Here is a 16,378-nt window from a genome sequence, read left to right as displayed (position 1 = left end):
CTCCGCGCCCGGGCCCGCTCCGCTGCCCGCACCAGGGCACGTACTTGCCCCCGCGCCTGCGCCTACGCACGTACCGGTGTGCCGTTCGTCTCCCGCCCACGTCGCCGCCACCCTGGCCGACGCCATCGGGCGCGGCGCGGCGCGCGCGTACGTGGACGTCGCCAGCGTCAAGGGCGGGCCGCGCCGGGAACTGGCCGCGCTCGGCGTCGACACCGCCGCCTACATCGGTACGCACCCCATGGCGGGCAAGGAGCAGTCCGGGCCGCTCGCCGCCACCGCCGACCTCTTCGAGGGCCGCCCCTGGGTGCTCACCCCCACCCGAGAGACCGGCCACGAGGTGCTGAACCTCGCCCTCGAACTGGTCGCGCTGTGCCGGGCCGTCCCCGTGGTCATGGACGCCGACGCCCACGACCGGGCGGTGGCCCTGGTCTCGCACACCCCGCAGCTCGTCTCCAGCATGGTCGCCGCCCGCCTGGAGGAGGCCGACGAGACCGCCGTGCGGCTGTGCGGGCAGGGCATCCGCGACGTGACCCGGATCGCGGCCTCCGACCCCCGGATGTGGGTGGAGATCCTGTCGGCCAACCCGGGGCCGGTGGCCGACGTCCTCGCCGGGATCGCCGCCGACCTGGAGGAGACCGTGGAGGCTCTGCGCGGCCTCCAGTCCGCCGACGTGGAGAAGCGCCGCGGCGGCGCCGCGGGCATCGAGGACGTGCTGCGGCGCGGCAACGCGGGCCGGGTCCGGGTCCCCGGCAAGCACGGCGCGGCCCCTGCGGCCTACGAGACGGTCGCGGTGCTCATCAGCGACCAGCCGGGCGAGCTGGCGCGGATCTTCGCCGACGCGGGCCGGGCCGGGGTCAACATCGAGGACGTCCGCATCGAGCACGCGACGGGCCAGCAGGCCGGCCTCGTCCAGCTCATGGTCGAACCGCGGGCGGTGGCGGGCCTCACCGCCGAGCTGCGCGAGCGGGGCTGGGCGCTGCGCAAGCAGTGAGAACCGCCGCCCGCGCCGGGCGGACGGCCGCGCGGGCGGCCAGAACGTACGTGCGGAACCGGGGGGTGTCCGGGCCCGGTAACCTTGGAGAGGGGCGCTTTGCCGCGCCCGGACACGTACGCGCAACCAGGAAGGTGCCCGCACCGTGGAAACCGCAGCTCCGTCCGCCGTGATCGTCGCCATCGACGGTCCCTCCGGCACGGGCAAGTCCAGCACCTCCAAGGCCGTGGCCGCCAAGCTCGGGCTGCGCTACCTGGACACCGGTGCCCAGTACCGGGCCATCACCTGGTGGATGATCACCAACGGCATCGACACCGAGGACCCGCAGGCCATCGCCCTGGCCGCCGGGAAGCCCGCGATCGTCTCCGGCACCGACCCGGCCGCGCCCACCATCACCGTGGACGGCCTGGACGCCTCCGGCCCCATCCGCACCCAGGAGGTCACCTCCAGGGTCAGCGCCGTCAGCGCCGTCCCCGAGGTGCGCACCCTCATCACCGAGCTCCAGCGCTCCATCGCCGCCGAGGCGGCGGACGCGGCCGTGGGCATCGTCGTCGAGGGCCGGGACATCGGCACCACCGTCCTGCCCGACGCCGACCTCAAGGTCTTCCTGACCGCCTCCGCCGAGGCGCGCGCCGCCCGGCGCAGCGGGGAGCTGCGCGGCAAGGAGGCCGCCGACCTCGCGGCCACCAGGGAAGCGCTGATCAAGCGGGACGCCGCCGACTCCGGCCGCAAGACCTCCCCGCTGGCCAAGGCCGGGGACGCCGTCGAGGTGGACACCACCGAGCTCACGCTCGACCAGGTGATCGAGTGCGTCGTGACCCTCGTCGTGGACCGCCAGAACGCCGGCGCGGACACGGACCCGGAGCGGCGGGCGGACGGCACGTGAGCGAAGCCCCCTCCCTCAGGGGTGCGGCGGTCGGCAGGCGCATCGGCATCGGCCTCATGTACGGGCTGTGGAAGCCGCGCGTCCTGGGCGCCTGGAAGGTACCCGCCTCGGGCCCCGTCATCCTCGCCGTGAACCACACGCACAACATCGACGGCCCCATGGTCATGGGCACCGCGCCGCGCCCCCTGCACTTCCTGATCAAGAAGGAGGCGTACGTCGGCCCGCTCGGCCCCTTCCTCGACGGCATCGGGCAGGTCAAGGTCGACCGCACCGGCACCGACCGCGCGGCCATAGGCCGCGCCCTGTCCGTGCTCGACCGGGGCGGCGCCCTCGGGATCTTCCCCGAGGGCACCCGCGGCGAGGGCGACTTCACCTCGCTGCGCGCGGGCCTCGCCTACTTCGCGGTCCGCAGCGGCGCCCCCGTCGTCCCCGTCGCCGTCCTCGGCAGCGGGGAGGGCCGCGGCAGGCTCATACCGGGGCTGCCGCCCTTCAAGAGCCGGGTCGACGTCGTCTTCGGATCCGCCTTCGACCCCGGGGACGGCAGTGGCCGCCGCACCCGCACCGCGCTGGACGAGGCCACCGTACGCATCCAGGACCGGCTGACCGCCCACCTGGCCGACGCCAAGCGCCTCACCGGGCGCTGAGCGAGACTTGACCCAGTAGTGGGACCGCGCTGCGCGGGCACCACCGATCACCACGAACGACGAGGAACGGACTTCATGAACGACCAGCACGACCACGGAGCACTTGGCGACGCCGAGTACGCGGAGTTCATGGAGCTCGCCGCGGAAGAGGGCTTCGACATCGAGGATGTCGAAGGTGCCATCGAAGAGGCGGGCCACGGCCCGCTGCCCGTCCTCGCCGTCGTCGGCCGCCCCAACGTGGGCAAGTCGACCCTGGTGAACCGCATCATCGGCCGCCGCGAGGCCGTCGTCGAGGACAAGCCCGGCGTCACCCGCGACCGCGTCACCTACGAGGCCGAGTGGGCCGGCCGCCGCTTCAAGGTCGTCGACACCGGCGGCTGGGAGCAGGACGTCCTCGGCATCGACGCCGCCGTCGCCGCCCAGGCCGAGTACGCCATCGAGACCGCCGACGCGGTCGTCTTCGTCGTGGACGCCAAGGTCGGCGCCACCGACAGCGACGAGGCCGTCGTCAAGCTGCTGCGCCGGGCCGGCAAGCCCGTCGTGCTGTGCGCCAACAAGGTCGACGGCCAGAGCGGCGAGTCCGACGCGGCCTACCTGTGGGCGCTGGGCCTCGGCATGCCCTACCCGGTCTCCTCCCTGCACGGCCGCGGCACCGGCGACATGCTCGACGCCGTCCTGGAGGTCCTGCCGGAGGCCCCCGAGCAGACCTTCGGCGGCGCCGCCCCCGGCGGCCCGCGCCGCATCGCGCTGATCGGCCGCCCCAACGTCGGCAAGTCCTCGCTGCTGAACAAGGTGGCGAAGGAGGACCGCGTCGTCGTCAACCCGCTGGCCGGCACCACCCGCGACCCGGTCGACGAGCTGATCGAGCTCGGCGGCGTCACCTGGAAGTTCGTCGACACCGCCGGTATCCGCAAGAAGGTCCACCTCCAGCAGGGCGCCGACTACTACGCCTCCCTGCGCACCGCCGCGGCCGTGGAGAAGGCGGAGGTGGCGGTCATCCTGATCGACACCACCGAGACCATCAGCGTCCAGGACCAGCGCATCATCACCATGGCCGTCGACGCGGGCCGCGCCATCGTGATCGCCTACAACAAGTGGGACGAGCTGGACGAGGAGCGCCGCTACTACCTCGAACGCGAGATCGAGACCGAGATGCAGCAGGTCTCGTGGGCGCCCCGGGTGAACGTCTCGGCGCTCACCGGCCGCCACATGGAGAAGCTGGTCCCGGCGATCGAGACCGCCCTCGCGGGCTGGGAGACGCGCGTCCCCACCGGCCGGCTGAACGCCTTCCTCGGTGAGGTCGTCGCCGCCCACCCGCACCCGATCCGCGGCGGCAAGCAGCCCCGCATCCTCTTCGGTACCCAGGCCGGCAGCAAGCCGCCGCGCTTCGTCCTCTTCGCCTCCGGCTTCCTGGAGCACGGCTACCGGCGCTTCATCGAGCGCCGGCTGCGCGAGGAGTTCGGCTTCGAGGGCACCCCGATCCACATCTCGGTGCGGGTGCGCGAGAAGCGCGGCGCCCAGTACAAGAAGAAGTAGCGGGCGGGGCCGGGGTCAGTAGCCCCGGCGCGGAGCGGGCGGCAGCGCCGCCGGGACGGTGGTCATCCCGGTCTGGTGCTGCCGCCCGCCGCCGTATCCGGACCCGCCGGCGTACGAGTACGCGGGCTGCGCGGGGGACGGGGCCTGCGCCGGGCTCTGGCCCGGGGTCTGGCCGTGGCTCTGGGCCTGCGGGATGTAGGGGGGCTGCCAGTCGGTCCGCTGCCAGGCGGAACCGCTCCAGGCGCCGCCGTACGAGCCGACGGTGTAGCCACCGCCGTACGAGAAGGCCGTGAACCCGAGGTCCTCCTCGCCCGTACGGTCGCCCGGCAGGGCCCGGAAGGCGCGCAGGTACTCCGAGTACAGCGCGTCGTAGATCGGGGTGTGCGAGACGGCCGGGACGGCCGGCGAGCTGTCGGCCCGGTCGCGCACGGGGCGCATGGCGGGCACGGCGCTCGGATAGGACGGGGCGCGGGAGGAGTCGTATGGGTGCACGTATCAGCCAACGAAACCGGCGCTCTGCGGATGCGGGGTGACGGGCCGGGAAACTCAGATCGCCGGGGATGCGCGGGACGGACCGCACACCCCCGGCGCACGCCGCCCGGCCCCCGTGGCAGGGGGCCGGGCGGCCGCTTTCGGTACCGCGGGGATCAGGCGCCGGGCGTACCCGCCAGCGGCATCGCGGCGGCGACGAGCTTGCCCGCGGCGGCGGCCTTGTCCAGCGCGTCCCGCAGCAGGTCCTCGCGGGGCTGCTGGCCGATGGAGCCCACCGGGGCGGCGTAGACCAGGACCCGCTGGGTCTTGTTGACGGCGGCCCGCCAGCCGTCGGTGACCGACAGCGCCTGGTGCGCCTGCCACCAGGCGACCGGGCCGCTGCCCTCGGTACCCGGCTGGAGTACGGCGTGCAGCTGGCCGGCGGCCAGCAGCACCGACCAGCCGCCCAGCGGGGCGGGCAGCTCGGCGGTGTCGGTGACCGGGATGAAGCCCTGCTCGATCAGCAGCGGCAGGAAGTCGTCGCCGGGGCCGTCGCTGCCGGGGCGGGCGATGGGCGCGGTCGGCTCGACGACCAGGGCCGGGTGCAGCTCGCCGCCGATCAGGACCAGCCCGCTGGTGATACCGAGCACCGCCTGGCCGCCGGACACGTTCTGCGGGGCGGCCGCGCCCTCGGGGCCGGCCGGGCTGTCGCCGGTGATGCTGCGGACGGCGCCCTGGAGCTGCTCCTCGGAGACGGAGACGACCTGGGAGGGGATGCAGGCGGCGTGGGCGAAGGCGAGGACGGCGGTCTCCTCGCCGACGAACAGCACCGTGCTGGTGCGCTCGTTCTCGGGGTCGCCGGGGGTACGGCAGGAGGTGCAGTCGTAACTGCGCGGCGCGTCGTCGCCGACGAGCAGCCTGTCGGCTTCTTCGTCACCGATCTCGGCACGTACCTCATCACTGACGTCGAGCATGCGCGGCACGGGGTGACTCCTCGGCATAGGTGCGGGTCCGGGAGGCTCCCGGCTCGCCGGGCTCAACGGGACAGCGGTGGCCGGGGTCACGCCATTTGAGGGAACGGATTCGAACCGGCCGCCCGGAAGGGTGAACCGGGTGCCCCGGGTTTCGGATGTGTGCCAACTGGCACCTGGATGTGCGCAGTTGGTGGCCGGATGTGCACGTTCCGGTGGGTGCGGGCGGTCGGCCGACCGGGTGGGCTCCGCCGGTACGCCGCGTGGCGGGCGGCGGTGGCCGGCCCGCGCCCCTCTAGCGTGGCCCGGTGCCGAACCTCCGGATCCCCCGGGCGGCCGGGGCCGTCGCCGCTGTCGCCGCCGCCGCGCTGGTCCTCGTACCCCCGGGAGGCCGGGCGGAGGCGGCCCCGCCGCCGCCCGCGCCCGGACCGGCGGGGGCCGCGCACCCCGGGTCGCCCGGGGTGATCGGGACCGGGCCGGGGGACTGCGGGCCGGGCGGGCAGTGGCCCTGGGACTGCGTGGCCGACTGCGAGAGCGGCGGGCGCTGGGCCATCAACACCGGCAACGGCTTCTACGGGGGCCTGCAGTTCCGGCAGCCGACCTGGGAGGACCACGACGGCCTGGCCTTCGCGCCCCGCGCCGACCTGGCGAGCCGCGCCCAGCAGATCCGCGTCGCCGAGGACGTGCTCGCCGCGCAGGGCTGGAACGCCTGGCCGGTCTGCTCGAAGCGGTACGGGCTGGCCGGGCGGATGCACACCGTCCGGGCCGGGGACACCCTGGTGACGATCGCCCGCCTGCGCGGGGTACGGGGCGGCTGGCGGGCGCTGTACGAGGCCAACCGGGAGGCGGTCGGCCCGGAGCCGGCCCGCCTCACGGTGGGCGCCCTGCTCCTCCTCCCGGACCCGGGGCGGGAGCCGGCGGCGGCGCCCGCGCCGAAGCCGGCGCCCACGCCGAAGCCGGCCCCCGCGCCGAAGCCGGCCCCCGCGCCGAAGCCGGCGCCCGCGCCCGGTGGCGTCGTCCCGGGGGCGCCTCGCTGAACTCCGTTCCCCCGCCGTGCGGTTGGCGGTGGGCGCCCTGGCAGACTCGGCGCATGCTCGACACCTCCGCGCGGCTGCTGCGTCTGCTCTCCCTGCTCCAGATCCGGCGCGAGTGGGCCGGCCGCGATCTCGCCGAACGGCTCGGGGTCACCGTGCGGACGGTGCGGCGCGACGTGGACCGGCTGCGCGAGCTGGGCTACCCGGTGAACGCCAGCCCCGGCACCGGCGGCGGCTACCAGCTCGGGGCCGGGGCCGAGTTGCCGCCGCTGCTGCTGGACGACGACGAGGCCGTGGCCGTCGCCGTCGGGCTGCGCACGGCCGCCGGGAACGGCGTCGAGGGCATCGGGGAGGCGTCCGTACGGGCCCTCGCCAAGCTGGAGCAGGTCCTGCCCGCGCGGCTGCGCCGCCGGATCTCCGCGCTCAACGAGTTCACCGTGCCGATGCTGCGCCGGCCCCAGCGGTCCGCGGTGGACGCCTCCGTGCTGAGCGAGCTGGCCGCGGTCTGCCGGGACGCCGAGCGGCTGCGGTTCGGGTACCGGGACCACGAGGGCAACGCCACCCGCCGCACCGTCGAGCCGCACCGGCTGGTGTGCACGGAGCAGCTCTGGTACCTCGTGGCCTGGGACCTGGACCGGGACGGCTGGCGGACCTTCCGCGTCGACCGGATCGAGCCCCGGCCGCCCCACGGCCCCCGGTTCGACCCGCGCCCGCCGCCCGCCGAGGACCTGGCCGCGTACGTCTCCGCCGGGGTCTCGCAACGGGTCTACGCGGCCCGCGCGCTGGTGCGGCTGCGGATCCCGGCGCGGGAGGCGGCGCAGGTCGTCGGCCCGAGCGACGGCACCCTGGAACCGGTCGACGAGCGGAGCTGCCTGCTGCGCACGGGGGCCGCGAACCTGGACGTCCTGCTGATTCACATCATGCTGCTCGGCTGTGAGTTCGAAGTCCTGGAACCGCCCGAGCTGACCGACCGGATCCGGGCCGCGCGAGATCTCCTGGGGCGGGCCGTGGACGCCGGAGAAGTGAAGGAAATGTAGCGGACCGAGGGGGATCCGGTTGGTCCGGTCCAGCGGGTCCGGGGAAATCCCCGGCGCCTGCCGGGCCGTTCTCCGGGGGAATTCCAATCCGCCCGTGAGCCGGGCGTGTCGCCGGCCGCAAAACAATTGGCGGCTGTAGATATTCTGTGACACAAGCGTGACCCGGGACGGACGAACGTCCGGGCGTGGCGCTGACGGACGACGAAGGCGGGCCGGGTCCTCGACCCGGCCCGCCTTCCTTCCGCGGGGGTGTGGTGCGTACCGCCCCGCGGCCCCGCCTCAGCCGCCGGCGACCGGGCGGGCCGCCGTGCCGCGGCTGGAGGAGCGCTCCGTGTGCGCCGGGCGGCGGCTGCCGGCCGGGGTCACGGGCGTCCGCTCGGAGCGGATCACGTGCTGCCGCCCGGCGGCCGGGTGCACGGCGCTCCGGGGCGCCGGGGAGTGCCCGCCGATGGTCGCCACGAGGGTGGCCGCCGGGGCGGCGGCCGGCTCCTCCGCGGGTTCCGTGACGGGCCTCAACTGCCATTTGCCGCCCGCGGACAGCAGCGGGGTGAGCGCGGAGACCACCGGCGCGGGCATCCGCCCGGTCTCGGCGCGGCGGCGCAGGGCCTCGCGCACGTCGAAGACGTACGCCTCGGTGCGCGCGATGAGCGGTTCGAACCAGGGGAGCGCCAGCAGGATCAGCAGCCCCGCGGACCAGCCCAGCAGGACGTCGCTCACCCAGTGCGTGCCGAGGTACACGGTGGTGGCGCCGACGCTCAGCGAGACGACGGCGGACACCACGGACAGCACCCGCCGGGTGACCACGGTGGAGGCCAGATAGGCCAGGATTCCCCAGGTCACGACGGCGTTGGCGGTGTGGCCGGAAGGGAATATATCGCCGCCCGCGAAGAGTTCGGCCGAGCCGATCTCCGTCGCGTAGTGCGGGCCGAGCCGCCCCAGGCCCAGCTTCACCGAGCCGACCGTGACATTGAGCAGCAGCAGCGCCACGCCCAGGGTGATCAGCGGGCGCAGGGTGTGCTGCCGCCAGGAGCGCCAGCCCAGCCAGGCCGCGACCATGACCGCGGTGGGCCCGCGCTGGCCGAGGACGACCAGGTAGTCGAGGAAGGCGTGCAGCTGCGGCCACTGCTCGTACGGGCGGAAGAACATGATCTGCCAGTCCAGGCGGACCAGCCAGGACGTGGTCAGTACGGCCACCACGATGGCCAGGTAGAACGCGAGGGTCGACCCCAGGAGCACGACGCGGTGCCGGCTCATCTGCGGGGTCTGCAGATGAGCCGGTCGCTCCGGTTCCCGGTCCAGCCGGGCGAAGACCCGCTCCAGACGGGTCAGGATTTGATCGGTACGCACTCAATCGACGTTACCGTCCGGCGCTGGGCGGCCCGGGCGAATCGCTGGCTTTGTGATGACCATGTGATGTGGAGTTGGTCTCACGCGGAGCTTAATCAGGGCTATTCCGGGTGGGGTTGGATGCTTCCTGATACGGCGTCCGGAAAAGCCTCCGGTCTCTTATTCCCGCTTTATTGGCGCAGGTGGATTCCAATGCCCGGGAAAACCGGGAAACATCCGGCGCGCGGGGCGGCGAGGCTACGGCGGCCCCGAGCCGTTCAGCCAGAACGCCCCGTACACCGCCGAGGCCAGCGCGGCCGCCCCCACCACCAGGACCGCCCGCCGGGTCCGCCACCGGGCCAGCGCCACCGCCGGCACCAGCATCAGCGGGAAGGCCGGCAGCAGCAGCCGCGGCTTGGACCCGAAGTACCCCGAGGCGCACAGCGCCAGCGCCACGACGATCCCGCAGTACACCAGCAGCGGCGCGGGCTGCCGCTGCCGCAGGCACGCCGCGTACAGCCACAGCACCAGCGCCACCCCCGCCACCAGGCCCAGCCCCGCGAGGAAGGCGGAGGAGGCCAGCTTCGCGCCGACGAAGCGGGCGAAGGCCCAGCCGCCGTCGAAGCCGTTGCCCCAGCCGGCCTGCACCTCCAGGTACCCGAGCAGGCCGCCCCCGGTGCGGGCGCCCACCCACAGCACGTACGCCGCCGCGCCCGCCGGAGCCAGCAGCGCGCCCGCGGCCATCCGCCACGAGCGCTCCCCGCGCCGCAGCGCCAGGGCCGCGGCCACCCACACCGCCGCCACCACCGCCGCGCCGACCGGGCGGGTCAGCCCGGCCCCGGCCGCCAGCAGCCCGGCGGTCAGCCACCGGCCGCGCAGGGCCCCGTACAGCGCCCAGGCGGCCAGCGCCGTGAACAGCGACTCGCTGTACGCCATCGACTGCACGATCCCGACCGGCAGCGCGGCCCACACCGCGACCGCGTACACCCCGGCCCGCCGGCCGTGCAGCAGATCCGCCACCGCGAAGATCCCCCAGGCCGCGGCGAGCCCCGCGAGCGCCGACACCACCAGCCCCGCCGAGCCGTACGACAGCCCGCTCACCGCCGACACCCCGCGCTCCAGCCAGGGCAGCAGCGGGAAGAACGCCAGGTTCGAGTGCACGTCCCCGTTCGGGAGGTGCACCGCGTACCCGTATCCCTCCGCGGCGATGCGGGCGTACCAGAGCGAGTCCCAGCGGGCCGACAGCAGCGTGTGCGGGCTGCTGCCGGCCACCGCGCACCACACGGCGAGCACGGTCAGGCCCAGCAGCCGGACCCCGGCGAAGGCGGCCAGCGCGGGCGCGGCCCGGCGAATCCCAAGATCTTCCACGGGCATGATTATCGGTGGGGTCCGGCGGGGATCCCGACCTGGAACCACCGTCCGTGACCGCACGTGTACGCGGGGGAGGGTCGCGCCGCGGGGGAGTGGCGCACGCCACACGGGGGCCCTCTCCGGGATGAGAGCTTGGCCACGTGTCGGGCACACGAACTCGCGTACGCTGACCGTTCACTCGCGTGCCGATGCCGGACCCCGTGGGATGCCGCACCAGCGCACCACACCTCGCGGCTCCGCACGACGCTGGTCCGCCGCGCGCGAGGGATCACCTGGGAGGTACATGCATGGCGGGGACGAACGCGGCCGCGGCCGGGACCCCTTCCCCCTGGCAGCGGCTGGGCGCGGTCTCCGGCGGTGCCAACCGCTGGGTCGTCCTGGCGGTGCTCTGCGTCAGCCTGGTCCTCGTCGCGCTCGACGCGACGATCCTGCACGTCGCGGTCCCCTCGGTCACCGAGGACCTGCGCCCCGGGCCGGTCGAACTGCTCTGGGTCGTCGACGCCTACCCACTGGTCTGCGCCTCCCTGCTGATCCTCTTCGGCACCCTCGGCGACCGCGTCGGCCGCCGCCGGATCCTGCTGCTGGGCTATGGGCTCTTCGGCGCGGCCTCCGCGCTGGCCGCCCTCGCCGACAACGCCCAGGTGCTCATCGCCGCGCGCGCCCTGCTCGGCATCGGCGGCGCGATGATCATGCCCGCCACCCTGTCGATCCTGCGCCAGGTCTTCCCCGACCGGCGCGAGCGGGCGCTGGCCATCGGCATATGGACCGCCGTCGCCGCGATCGGCGCGGCCAGCGGCCCGGTGCTCGGCGGCTTCCTCATCGAGCACTTCTGGTGGGGCTCCGTCTTCCTGATCAACATCCCGCTGATGGCGCTGATCCTGCCGCTCGGGCGCTGGCTGCTGCCGGAGTCGCGCGGCTCCGCCGACGGCCCGTGGGACGTGCTCGGCGCGCTGATGGCCGCCGCGGGCGTGCTCGGTTCCGTCCTCGGCATCAAGCGGCTCGGCGCCGAGCGCCACCTCCTCGACGCGCAGGCGCTGGTGCCGCTGCTGCTCGGGGCGGCGCTGCTCGTGCTGTTCGTCCGGCGGCAGAAGCGGCGCGAGCACCCGCTGATCGACATGCGGATGTTCTCCCGCGCCGCCTTCTCCACCTCGGTCGCCTGCATCGTGCTGGCGATGCTGGCCCTGGTCGGCCTGGAGCTGATCGCCGTCCAGTACCTCCAGCTGGTGCTGCACCTCAGCCCGCTGGAGACCGGCCTGCGGCTGCTGCCGCTGACCTTCGCCGCGATGGCCGCGGGCGCCACCGGCTCCTACACCCTGGCCCGGATCGGGCCGCGCACCATGGTCTCGCTGGGCTTCGTGGTGACGGGCCTCGCCGTGCTGCTGCTGACGCTGATGGGCCAGCAGGACCGGCCGGTGCTGCTGACCGCGGGCTTCGTCCTGCTCGGCTTCGGCCTCCAGACCACCCTGTTCGCGGCCTACGAGTCGATGCTGAGCGAGGCTCCGGCCGAGACGGCGGGCGGCGCCGCCTCCATCGGCGAGACCTCCTACCAGCTGGGCGCGGGCATCGGCATCGCACTGCTGGGCAGTGTGATGAACGCCGCGTACCGGCCGGGGCTCGCCTCCGTCCCCGGCGTCCCGGCGGCGGAGGCCGCGGGCGCGGCGAACTCCCTGGGCGAGGCGTACCAGATCGCCGCGGGGCTCGGCGGCCCGGCGGGCGCCTCCCTGTACGCGGCCGCGCGGCACTCCTTCGTGCACGGGCTGCATGTGACCCTGCTGGTGAGCGCGGCCCTGCTGTTCGCGGGCGCGGTGATGGCGCTCAAGCTGCCGCGGTCGATGGACTGCGGGGCGGGCGTACCGGTACGGGTGCCCGCGCAGGCGAAGGGCGAGCCGGGGCCGAAGGACCGGGGCCGCGCGCCGCAGGCCGCGGCGGGGCGGGGCCCGGCCCGGGAAGTGGGGCTGGATTTGCCGGGCCGGGGCCAATAGCGTCGGACGAGCGCATAAAACTCGCGCCGCTAGGTTCCTGCTCAGGCCGCCGGGAGGCCCCGTGTCCTTCGTACCCACCGATCCGCTCGGGCTCGACGAGCTCCTCGGGGCCGAGGACCTCGCCGTCCGCGACACCGTCCGCGGCTGGGCCGCCGACCGCGTGCTGCCGTACGTCGCCCAGTGGTACGAGAGCGGCGAGCTGCCCGGGATCCGGGAGCTGGCGCGGGAGCTCGGGGCGATCGGCGCGCTCGGCATGTCCCTGGAGGGCTACGGCTGCGCCGGGGCCAGCGCCGTGCAGTACGGCCTGGCCTGCCTGGAGCTGGAGGCCGCCGACTCCGGGATCCGCTCGCTGGTCTCCGTACAGGGCTCGCTGGCCATGTACGCGATCTGGAAGTACGGCAGCGAGGAGCAGAAGCAGCGCTGGCTGCCCGGTATGGCCGCGGGCGAGCTGATCGGCTGCTTCGGGCTGACCGAGCCCGACGTGGGCTCCGACCCCGCGGCGATGCGGACCCACGCCAAGCGCGACGGCACCGACTGGGTGCTCAACGGGCGCAAGATGTGGATCACCAATGGCTCCGTGGCCTCGGTGGCCGTGGTGTGGGGGCAGACCGAGGACGGCATCCGCGGCTTCGCGGTGCCCACCGACACCCCCGGCTTCTCGGCGCCGGAGATCAAGCACAAGTGGTCGCTGCGGGCGAGCGTCACCAGCGAGCTGGTCATGGACGACGTACGGCTGCCGGCCGACGCGGTCCTGCCGCTGGTCACGGGCCTCAAGGGCCCGCTCGGCTGCCTCAGCCACGCGCGGTACGGGATCATCTGGGGGTCCATGGGCGCGGCGCGGGCCAGTTTCGAGGCCGCGCTCGACTACGCCCGGACGCGCGAGCAGTTCGGCAAGCCGATCGGCGGCTTCCAGCTCACCCAGGCCAAGCTCGCGGACATGGCCCTCGAACTGCACAAGGGCATCCTGCTCGCCCACCACCTGGGCCGGCGGATGGACGCGGGCACCCTGCGGCCGGAGCAGATCAGCTTCGGCAAGCTCAACAATGTCCGCGAGGCCATCGAGATCTGCCGCACCGCGCGGACCGTCCTCGGCGCGAACGGGATCTCCCTGGAATATCCCGTCATGCGCCACGCCACCAACCTCGAATCGGTGCTCACCTACGAGGGCACCGTCGAGATGCACCAGCTGGTGCTGGGCAAGGCGCTCACCGGGCTGGACGCTTTCCGGTGAGGGCCCCGCTCAGCTCTGGTTGAAGAAGTCGCGGGCGCGGCCGCCCGCCTCGCCGCTGACGATCTGGGTGTCGGCCGGGGTCAGGAGGAAGACTCTGGTCGCCACCCGCTCGATCGAACCGCGCAGCCCGAAGGTCAGGCCGGCCGCGAAGTCGACGACGCGCTTGGCGTCACCCGGGTCCATCGACGACAGGTTGACGATGACCGGGACGCCGTCGCGGAACAGCTCGCCGATGCCGCGCGCGTCACGGAAGCCGTCCGGGGTGACCGTCGCGATGCGGCGGCCGTGCTCCACCGCCGACTCGGAGGCCACCCTGACCCGGGGGTCGGTCACCCACTGGTCACCGGGCCCGGACACCGATCCGTGGCCGGCCTCCGCGTAGTCGTCGTCGTAGTAGCGCTCGTCGTCGCCGTCCTCCACGAGACCCAGCCAGGCACTCGCCTTGCGCACCGAACCCATGGACTGCCTCCTTTCACCGCGGTCATTCTGTCTTCTCTCCGCTGCCCCTATGCTCGTCCATGATGCTGACAACGCGCCAAGTGGATAGTCGCCGCGCACGGGTTTCGTGACGGTACTGGTGCAGAACATCCGTTGCACGGTCAAGGATCCTGGTGGCTACCGCTGCTGACTGAGTGAAAATACGATCACTGCCGCCGTACGGGTGGGCGGCGGGGACGTACGGGTGACGGGCACGGGTCGATACGATGCCCGGCAAGCACGCGTACGACTCACGGGGGAACCGGTTTGTTCGGGATAGTCAGACCTTGCACGCACCGGCTGGGAGAGCGTTTCAAGGCGGAGTGGATGGCCCATCTGTGCGGGCTCTGCCTGGCACTTCGCGGGGACCACGGCCAGTTCGCCCGGATCGTCACGAACTACGACGGTTTGCTGGTCTCCGTTCTGACGGAGGCTCAGTCGGGTCCGGTGAGCGGCGCCCGGCGCACCGCCGGACCCTGTCCACTGCGCGGCATGCGGACGGCCGCGGTCGCGCAGGGCGAGGGGGCCCGGCTCGCGGCGGCGGTCTCGCTGGTGCTGGCCTCCGCGAAGGTCCGCGACCACGTGGCGGACCGGGACGGGCTGTTGGCCCGCGCCCCGATCGCCCTCGCCGCGCGCACGGTGGCCCGCGGCTGGGACCGGGCCGGCGCGCGCACCGGGGCCTCGCTCGGCTTCGACACCGCCGTGCTCGTGGACGCGGTGGACCGGCAGGCGGGGATCGAGACGCTGGCCGGGATCGGCACGCCGGTGCTGGTGGTGACCGAGCCGACGGAGACCGCGACGGCCGCCGCCTTCGCCCATACCGCGCGGCTGGCCGGGCGGCCCGGCAACGCCGCGCCCCTCGCGGAGGCCGGGCGGTACTTCGGCCGGCTCGCGCATCTGCTGGACGCGGTGGAGGACCAGGCGGCCGACGCGGCCGCGGGGGCCTGGAACCCGCTGACGGCCACCGGCACCTCGCGCGAGGAGGCCCGCAGGCTCTGCGACGACGCGCTGCACGGGATCCGGCTGGCGCTGGGCGAGGCCGAGTTCGCGGACGCGGGGCTCGCGCACCGGCTGCTCGTGCACGAGCTGCGCACGTCGGTGGACCGCGCCTTCGGCACCGGTACGTGCGGCCACACGGCGACGGCTTCGGCGGGACAGGGCCCGGGACCCGGCCCCGGCCCGTACGGCGAGAACCCGTACGGCGGGGGTCCGCACGCGGGGAACCCGTACGCGGGCGGGCCGCAGACCCCGGGCGGCGGTCCGGGCGGCGGTCCGGGTGGCTACGGCGGTGGCGGTGGCGGGGGCTTCGGGGGCGGCTTCGGTCACGGGGGCGGACACCAGCCGCAGCGGCCGCGCCGCGGGCTGCTGGCGGGCTGCGCGGTGGCCATCGGCCTCTTCTGCACCTGCCAGATCTGCTGCACGGAGCACGAGGGGCCGTGGTCGCGCAAGAAGCGGGACCCGTGGTGCGACGCCTGCGAGTGCTGCAACTGCTGCGGCCCGAACTCCTCCCCGGCCGGAGGCTCGGGTGGCGGCAGCGGTGGCGGTGGTGGCGGCTGCTGTGACTGCGACTGCAACTGCTGCTGCGACTGAGGCCACGTCAGTTCCAGGCGGCCGGACGGGGTAGGGAGGGATTCCCGCCCGGACGCACGTGGAAGACCTCCACGAAATGAGCCACACAGCCCCCACGGCCCCCACCGCCCCCGAGCACCCCACGCCCACCCCCGCCCCGCCGGAACCCGTGCGGGCGCAGGGCTGCGCCGTGCTGCGCGGCCGCTTCCGCCGCCGTGCCCGCGGTGGGGGCTCCGGCTGTGCGGAAGGGCGAATTCCGGCCGTTCCGGCCGGACGGCGCGCCGCCGCCGCCCCGCGCGGCGCTGCCGCCGGCGCCTTCGCGCGCCCGCGCGCCGAGCCCGTCGCGCACGGGCCGTGCCCGGCCGCCCCCGAGTGCCCGGTGACGGGCGCCGCCCGCCCGTTCCCCGTCCGCCGGGTTCCCGTACCCGTGCCGGTCCCTTGTCCCGGGGGGTCGATAGGCCGCGCGCCGGGTGCGGGCCGCGGCCGTGCCCGGGGGCGCGCTCGCGGTCGTCCCCGGGCGGCCCACGTGGGTCCGTAGAGGCTGAAAGACGCTCTTGCGACCGGTATCCGACCACAGGACACTCCCGACAGCGCTTGTCAGGGACACGGCCAAAGGCTCTGCGCCCCCCGTGCTCCCCGGCTGCGCCTCACGGGCCAGGCACCCCCACGACCGCCGGGCCCCCGAACCTCTCCAGGAGGACGAGAAGTGAGGATCAAGCGCACCACCCGTAACAGGCTGCTCGCGGTGGCCACCGGCCTGGCCGCCGCCGCAGCGCTCGCCGCCCCCACCGCGGCCCGGCCGGTACGGGCCGCCCCGTCATGGTGCACCGTGCCCTACCCGTGCGGGGGAGG

At 74.4% G+C, this 16,378-nt stretch carries 13 protein-coding genes and 1 pseudogene; 9 read left to right on the top strand and 5 right to left on the bottom strand.

All coding sequences use genetic code 11. The features are described 5' to 3' along the window. Positions 1-22 precede the first annotated feature (22 nt). The 4 genes from ABZ873_RS31445 (at position 23) to der (ending at position 4,057) form a co-directional block, all read left to right on the top strand. Positions 23-991: a prephenate dehydrogenase gene (locus ABZ873_RS31445; protein ID WP_360879324.1), complete on the top strand. Its 969-nt coding sequence runs from the start codon at positions 23-25 to the stop codon at positions 989-991. 145 nt (positions 992-1,136) lie between these two features. Then, complete coding sequence (gene cmk / locus ABZ873_RS31440) at positions 1,137-1,877, top strand: (d)CMP kinase (RefSeq protein WP_360879315.1); 741 nt, start codon at positions 1,137-1,139, stop codon at positions 1,875-1,877. A 56-nt stretch (positions 1,878-1,933) separates the two neighbouring features. After that, positions 1,934-2,521, top strand: a complete 588-nt coding sequence (locus ABZ873_RS31435; protein ID WP_360879321.1) for a lysophospholipid acyltransferase family protein — start codon at positions 1,934-1,936, stop codon at positions 2,519-2,521. 75 nt (positions 2,522-2,596) lie between these two features. After that, complete coding sequence (gene der / locus ABZ873_RS31430; protein WP_360879312.1) at positions 2,597-4,057, top strand: ribosome biogenesis GTPase Der; 1,461 nt, start codon at positions 2,597-2,599, stop codon at positions 4,055-4,057. A gap of 15 nt (positions 4,058-4,072) precedes the next feature. On the opposite strand, the gene ABZ873_RS31425 is transcribed toward der, so the two are convergent. Together ABZ873_RS31425 and ABZ873_RS31420 are read right to left on the bottom strand one after the other, a co-directional pair. Then, entirely contained in the window at positions 4,073-4,495 is a 423-nt protein-coding gene (locus tag ABZ873_RS31425) for a hypothetical protein (RefSeq protein WP_360879318.1), read from the bottom strand. A gap of 209 nt (positions 4,496-4,704) precedes the next feature. Then, positions 4,705-5,511, bottom strand: coding sequence for a hypothetical protein (locus tag ABZ873_RS31420; protein ID WP_360879309.1), 807 nt, complete (start codon positions 5,509-5,511; stop codon positions 4,705-4,707). Between the two features lie 296 nt (positions 5,512-5,807). Here ABZ873_RS31420 and ABZ873_RS31415 point away from each other — a divergent pair, with 296 nt between their 5' ends. Both ABZ873_RS31415 and ABZ873_RS31410 read left to right on the top strand, forming a co-directional pair. Next, positions 5,808-6,536, top strand: a complete 729-nt coding sequence (locus ABZ873_RS31415) for a transglycosylase family protein (protein ID WP_360879306.1) — start codon at positions 5,808-5,810, stop codon at positions 6,534-6,536. Between the two features lie 53 nt (positions 6,537-6,589). Then, positions 6,590-7,543: pseudogene (locus tag ABZ873_RS31410) on the top strand (YafY family protein); the annotation flags it as partial. A gap of 306 nt (positions 7,544-7,849) precedes the next feature. Here ABZ873_RS31410 and ABZ873_RS31405 read toward each other — a convergent pair. Both ABZ873_RS31405 and ABZ873_RS31400 read right to left on the bottom strand, forming a co-directional pair. Continuing rightward, positions 7,850-8,917: a phosphatase PAP2 family protein gene (locus ABZ873_RS31405; RefSeq protein WP_360879303.1), complete on the bottom strand. Its 1,068-nt coding sequence runs from the start codon at positions 8,915-8,917 to the stop codon at positions 7,850-7,852. Between the two features lie 237 nt (positions 8,918-9,154). Next, positions 9,155-10,270 carry a hypothetical protein gene (locus ABZ873_RS31400; protein ID WP_360879300.1) on the bottom strand — a complete coding sequence of 372 codons (1,116 nt, stop codon included), beginning with the start codon at positions 10,268-10,270 and terminating at the stop codon, positions 9,155-9,157. 284 nt (positions 10,271-10,554) lie between these two features. Between ABZ873_RS31400 and ABZ873_RS31395 the strand changes: the two genes are divergently transcribed. Beyond that, positions 10,555-12,249, top strand: coding sequence for an MFS transporter (locus tag ABZ873_RS31395; RefSeq protein WP_360879297.1), 1,695 nt, complete (start codon positions 10,555-10,557; stop codon positions 12,247-12,249). 61 nt (positions 12,250-12,310) lie between these two features. Continuing rightward, positions 12,311-13,480 carry an acyl-CoA dehydrogenase family protein gene (locus tag ABZ873_RS31390; protein WP_360879294.1) on the top strand — a complete coding sequence of 390 codons (1,170 nt, stop codon included), beginning with the start codon at positions 12,311-12,313 and terminating at the stop codon, positions 13,478-13,480. A 9-nt stretch (positions 13,481-13,489) separates the two neighbouring features. Here the strand turns inward: ABZ873_RS31390 and sepF are convergent, their stop codons facing one another. Continuing rightward, positions 13,490-13,939 (bottom strand): cell division protein SepF, encoded by a 450-nt coding sequence (gene sepF, locus ABZ873_RS31385; RefSeq protein WP_360879291.1) that lies wholly within the window; start codon positions 13,937-13,939, stop codon positions 13,490-13,492. A 285-nt stretch (positions 13,940-14,224) separates the two neighbouring features. Here sepF and ABZ873_RS31380 point away from each other — a divergent pair, with 285 nt between their 5' ends. Then, the gene (locus ABZ873_RS31380; RefSeq protein ID WP_360879288.1) at positions 14,225-15,547 is read left to right on the top strand and encodes a DUF5685 family protein; all 1,323 of its coding nucleotides are present in this window, start codon (positions 14,225-14,227) and stop codon (positions 15,545-15,547) included. Positions 15,548-16,378: the final 831 nt, after the last annotated feature.

The organism is Streptomyces sp. NPDC047014, from assembly GCF_040644195.1.
In the GTDB taxonomy this organism is placed as follows: Bacteria; Actinomycetota; Actinomycetes; order Streptomycetales; family Streptomycetaceae; genus Streptomyces.
The sequence above is the reverse complement of the archived record's forward strand: the minus strand, read 5'-3'. Positions and strand labels throughout refer to the sequence as shown.

Coding starts and splice junctions, on each gene's coding strand:
- ABZ873_RS31435 (WP_360879321.1), top strand. CDS start 1,934: ATGTACGGGCTGTGGAAGCCGCGCGTCCTGGGCGCCTGGAAGGTACCC.
- der (WP_360879312.1), top strand. CDS start 2,597: ATGAACGACCAGCACGACCACGGAGCACTTGGCGACGCCGAGTACGCG.
- ABZ873_RS31425 (WP_360879318.1), bottom strand. CDS start 4,495: ATGCGCCCCGTGCGCGACCGGGCCGACAGCTCGCCGGCCGTCCCGGCC.
- ABZ873_RS31400 (WP_360879300.1), bottom strand. CDS start 10,270: ATGCCCGTGGAAGATCTTGGGATTCGCCGGGCCGCGCCCGCGCTGGCC.
- ABZ873_RS31395 (WP_360879297.1), top strand. CDS start 10,555: ATGGCGGGGACGAACGCGGCCGCGGCCGGGACCCCTTCCCCCTGGCAG.
- sepF (WP_360879291.1), bottom strand. CDS start 13,939: ATGGGTTCGGTGCGCAAGGCGAGTGCCTGGCTGGGTCTCGTGGAGGAC.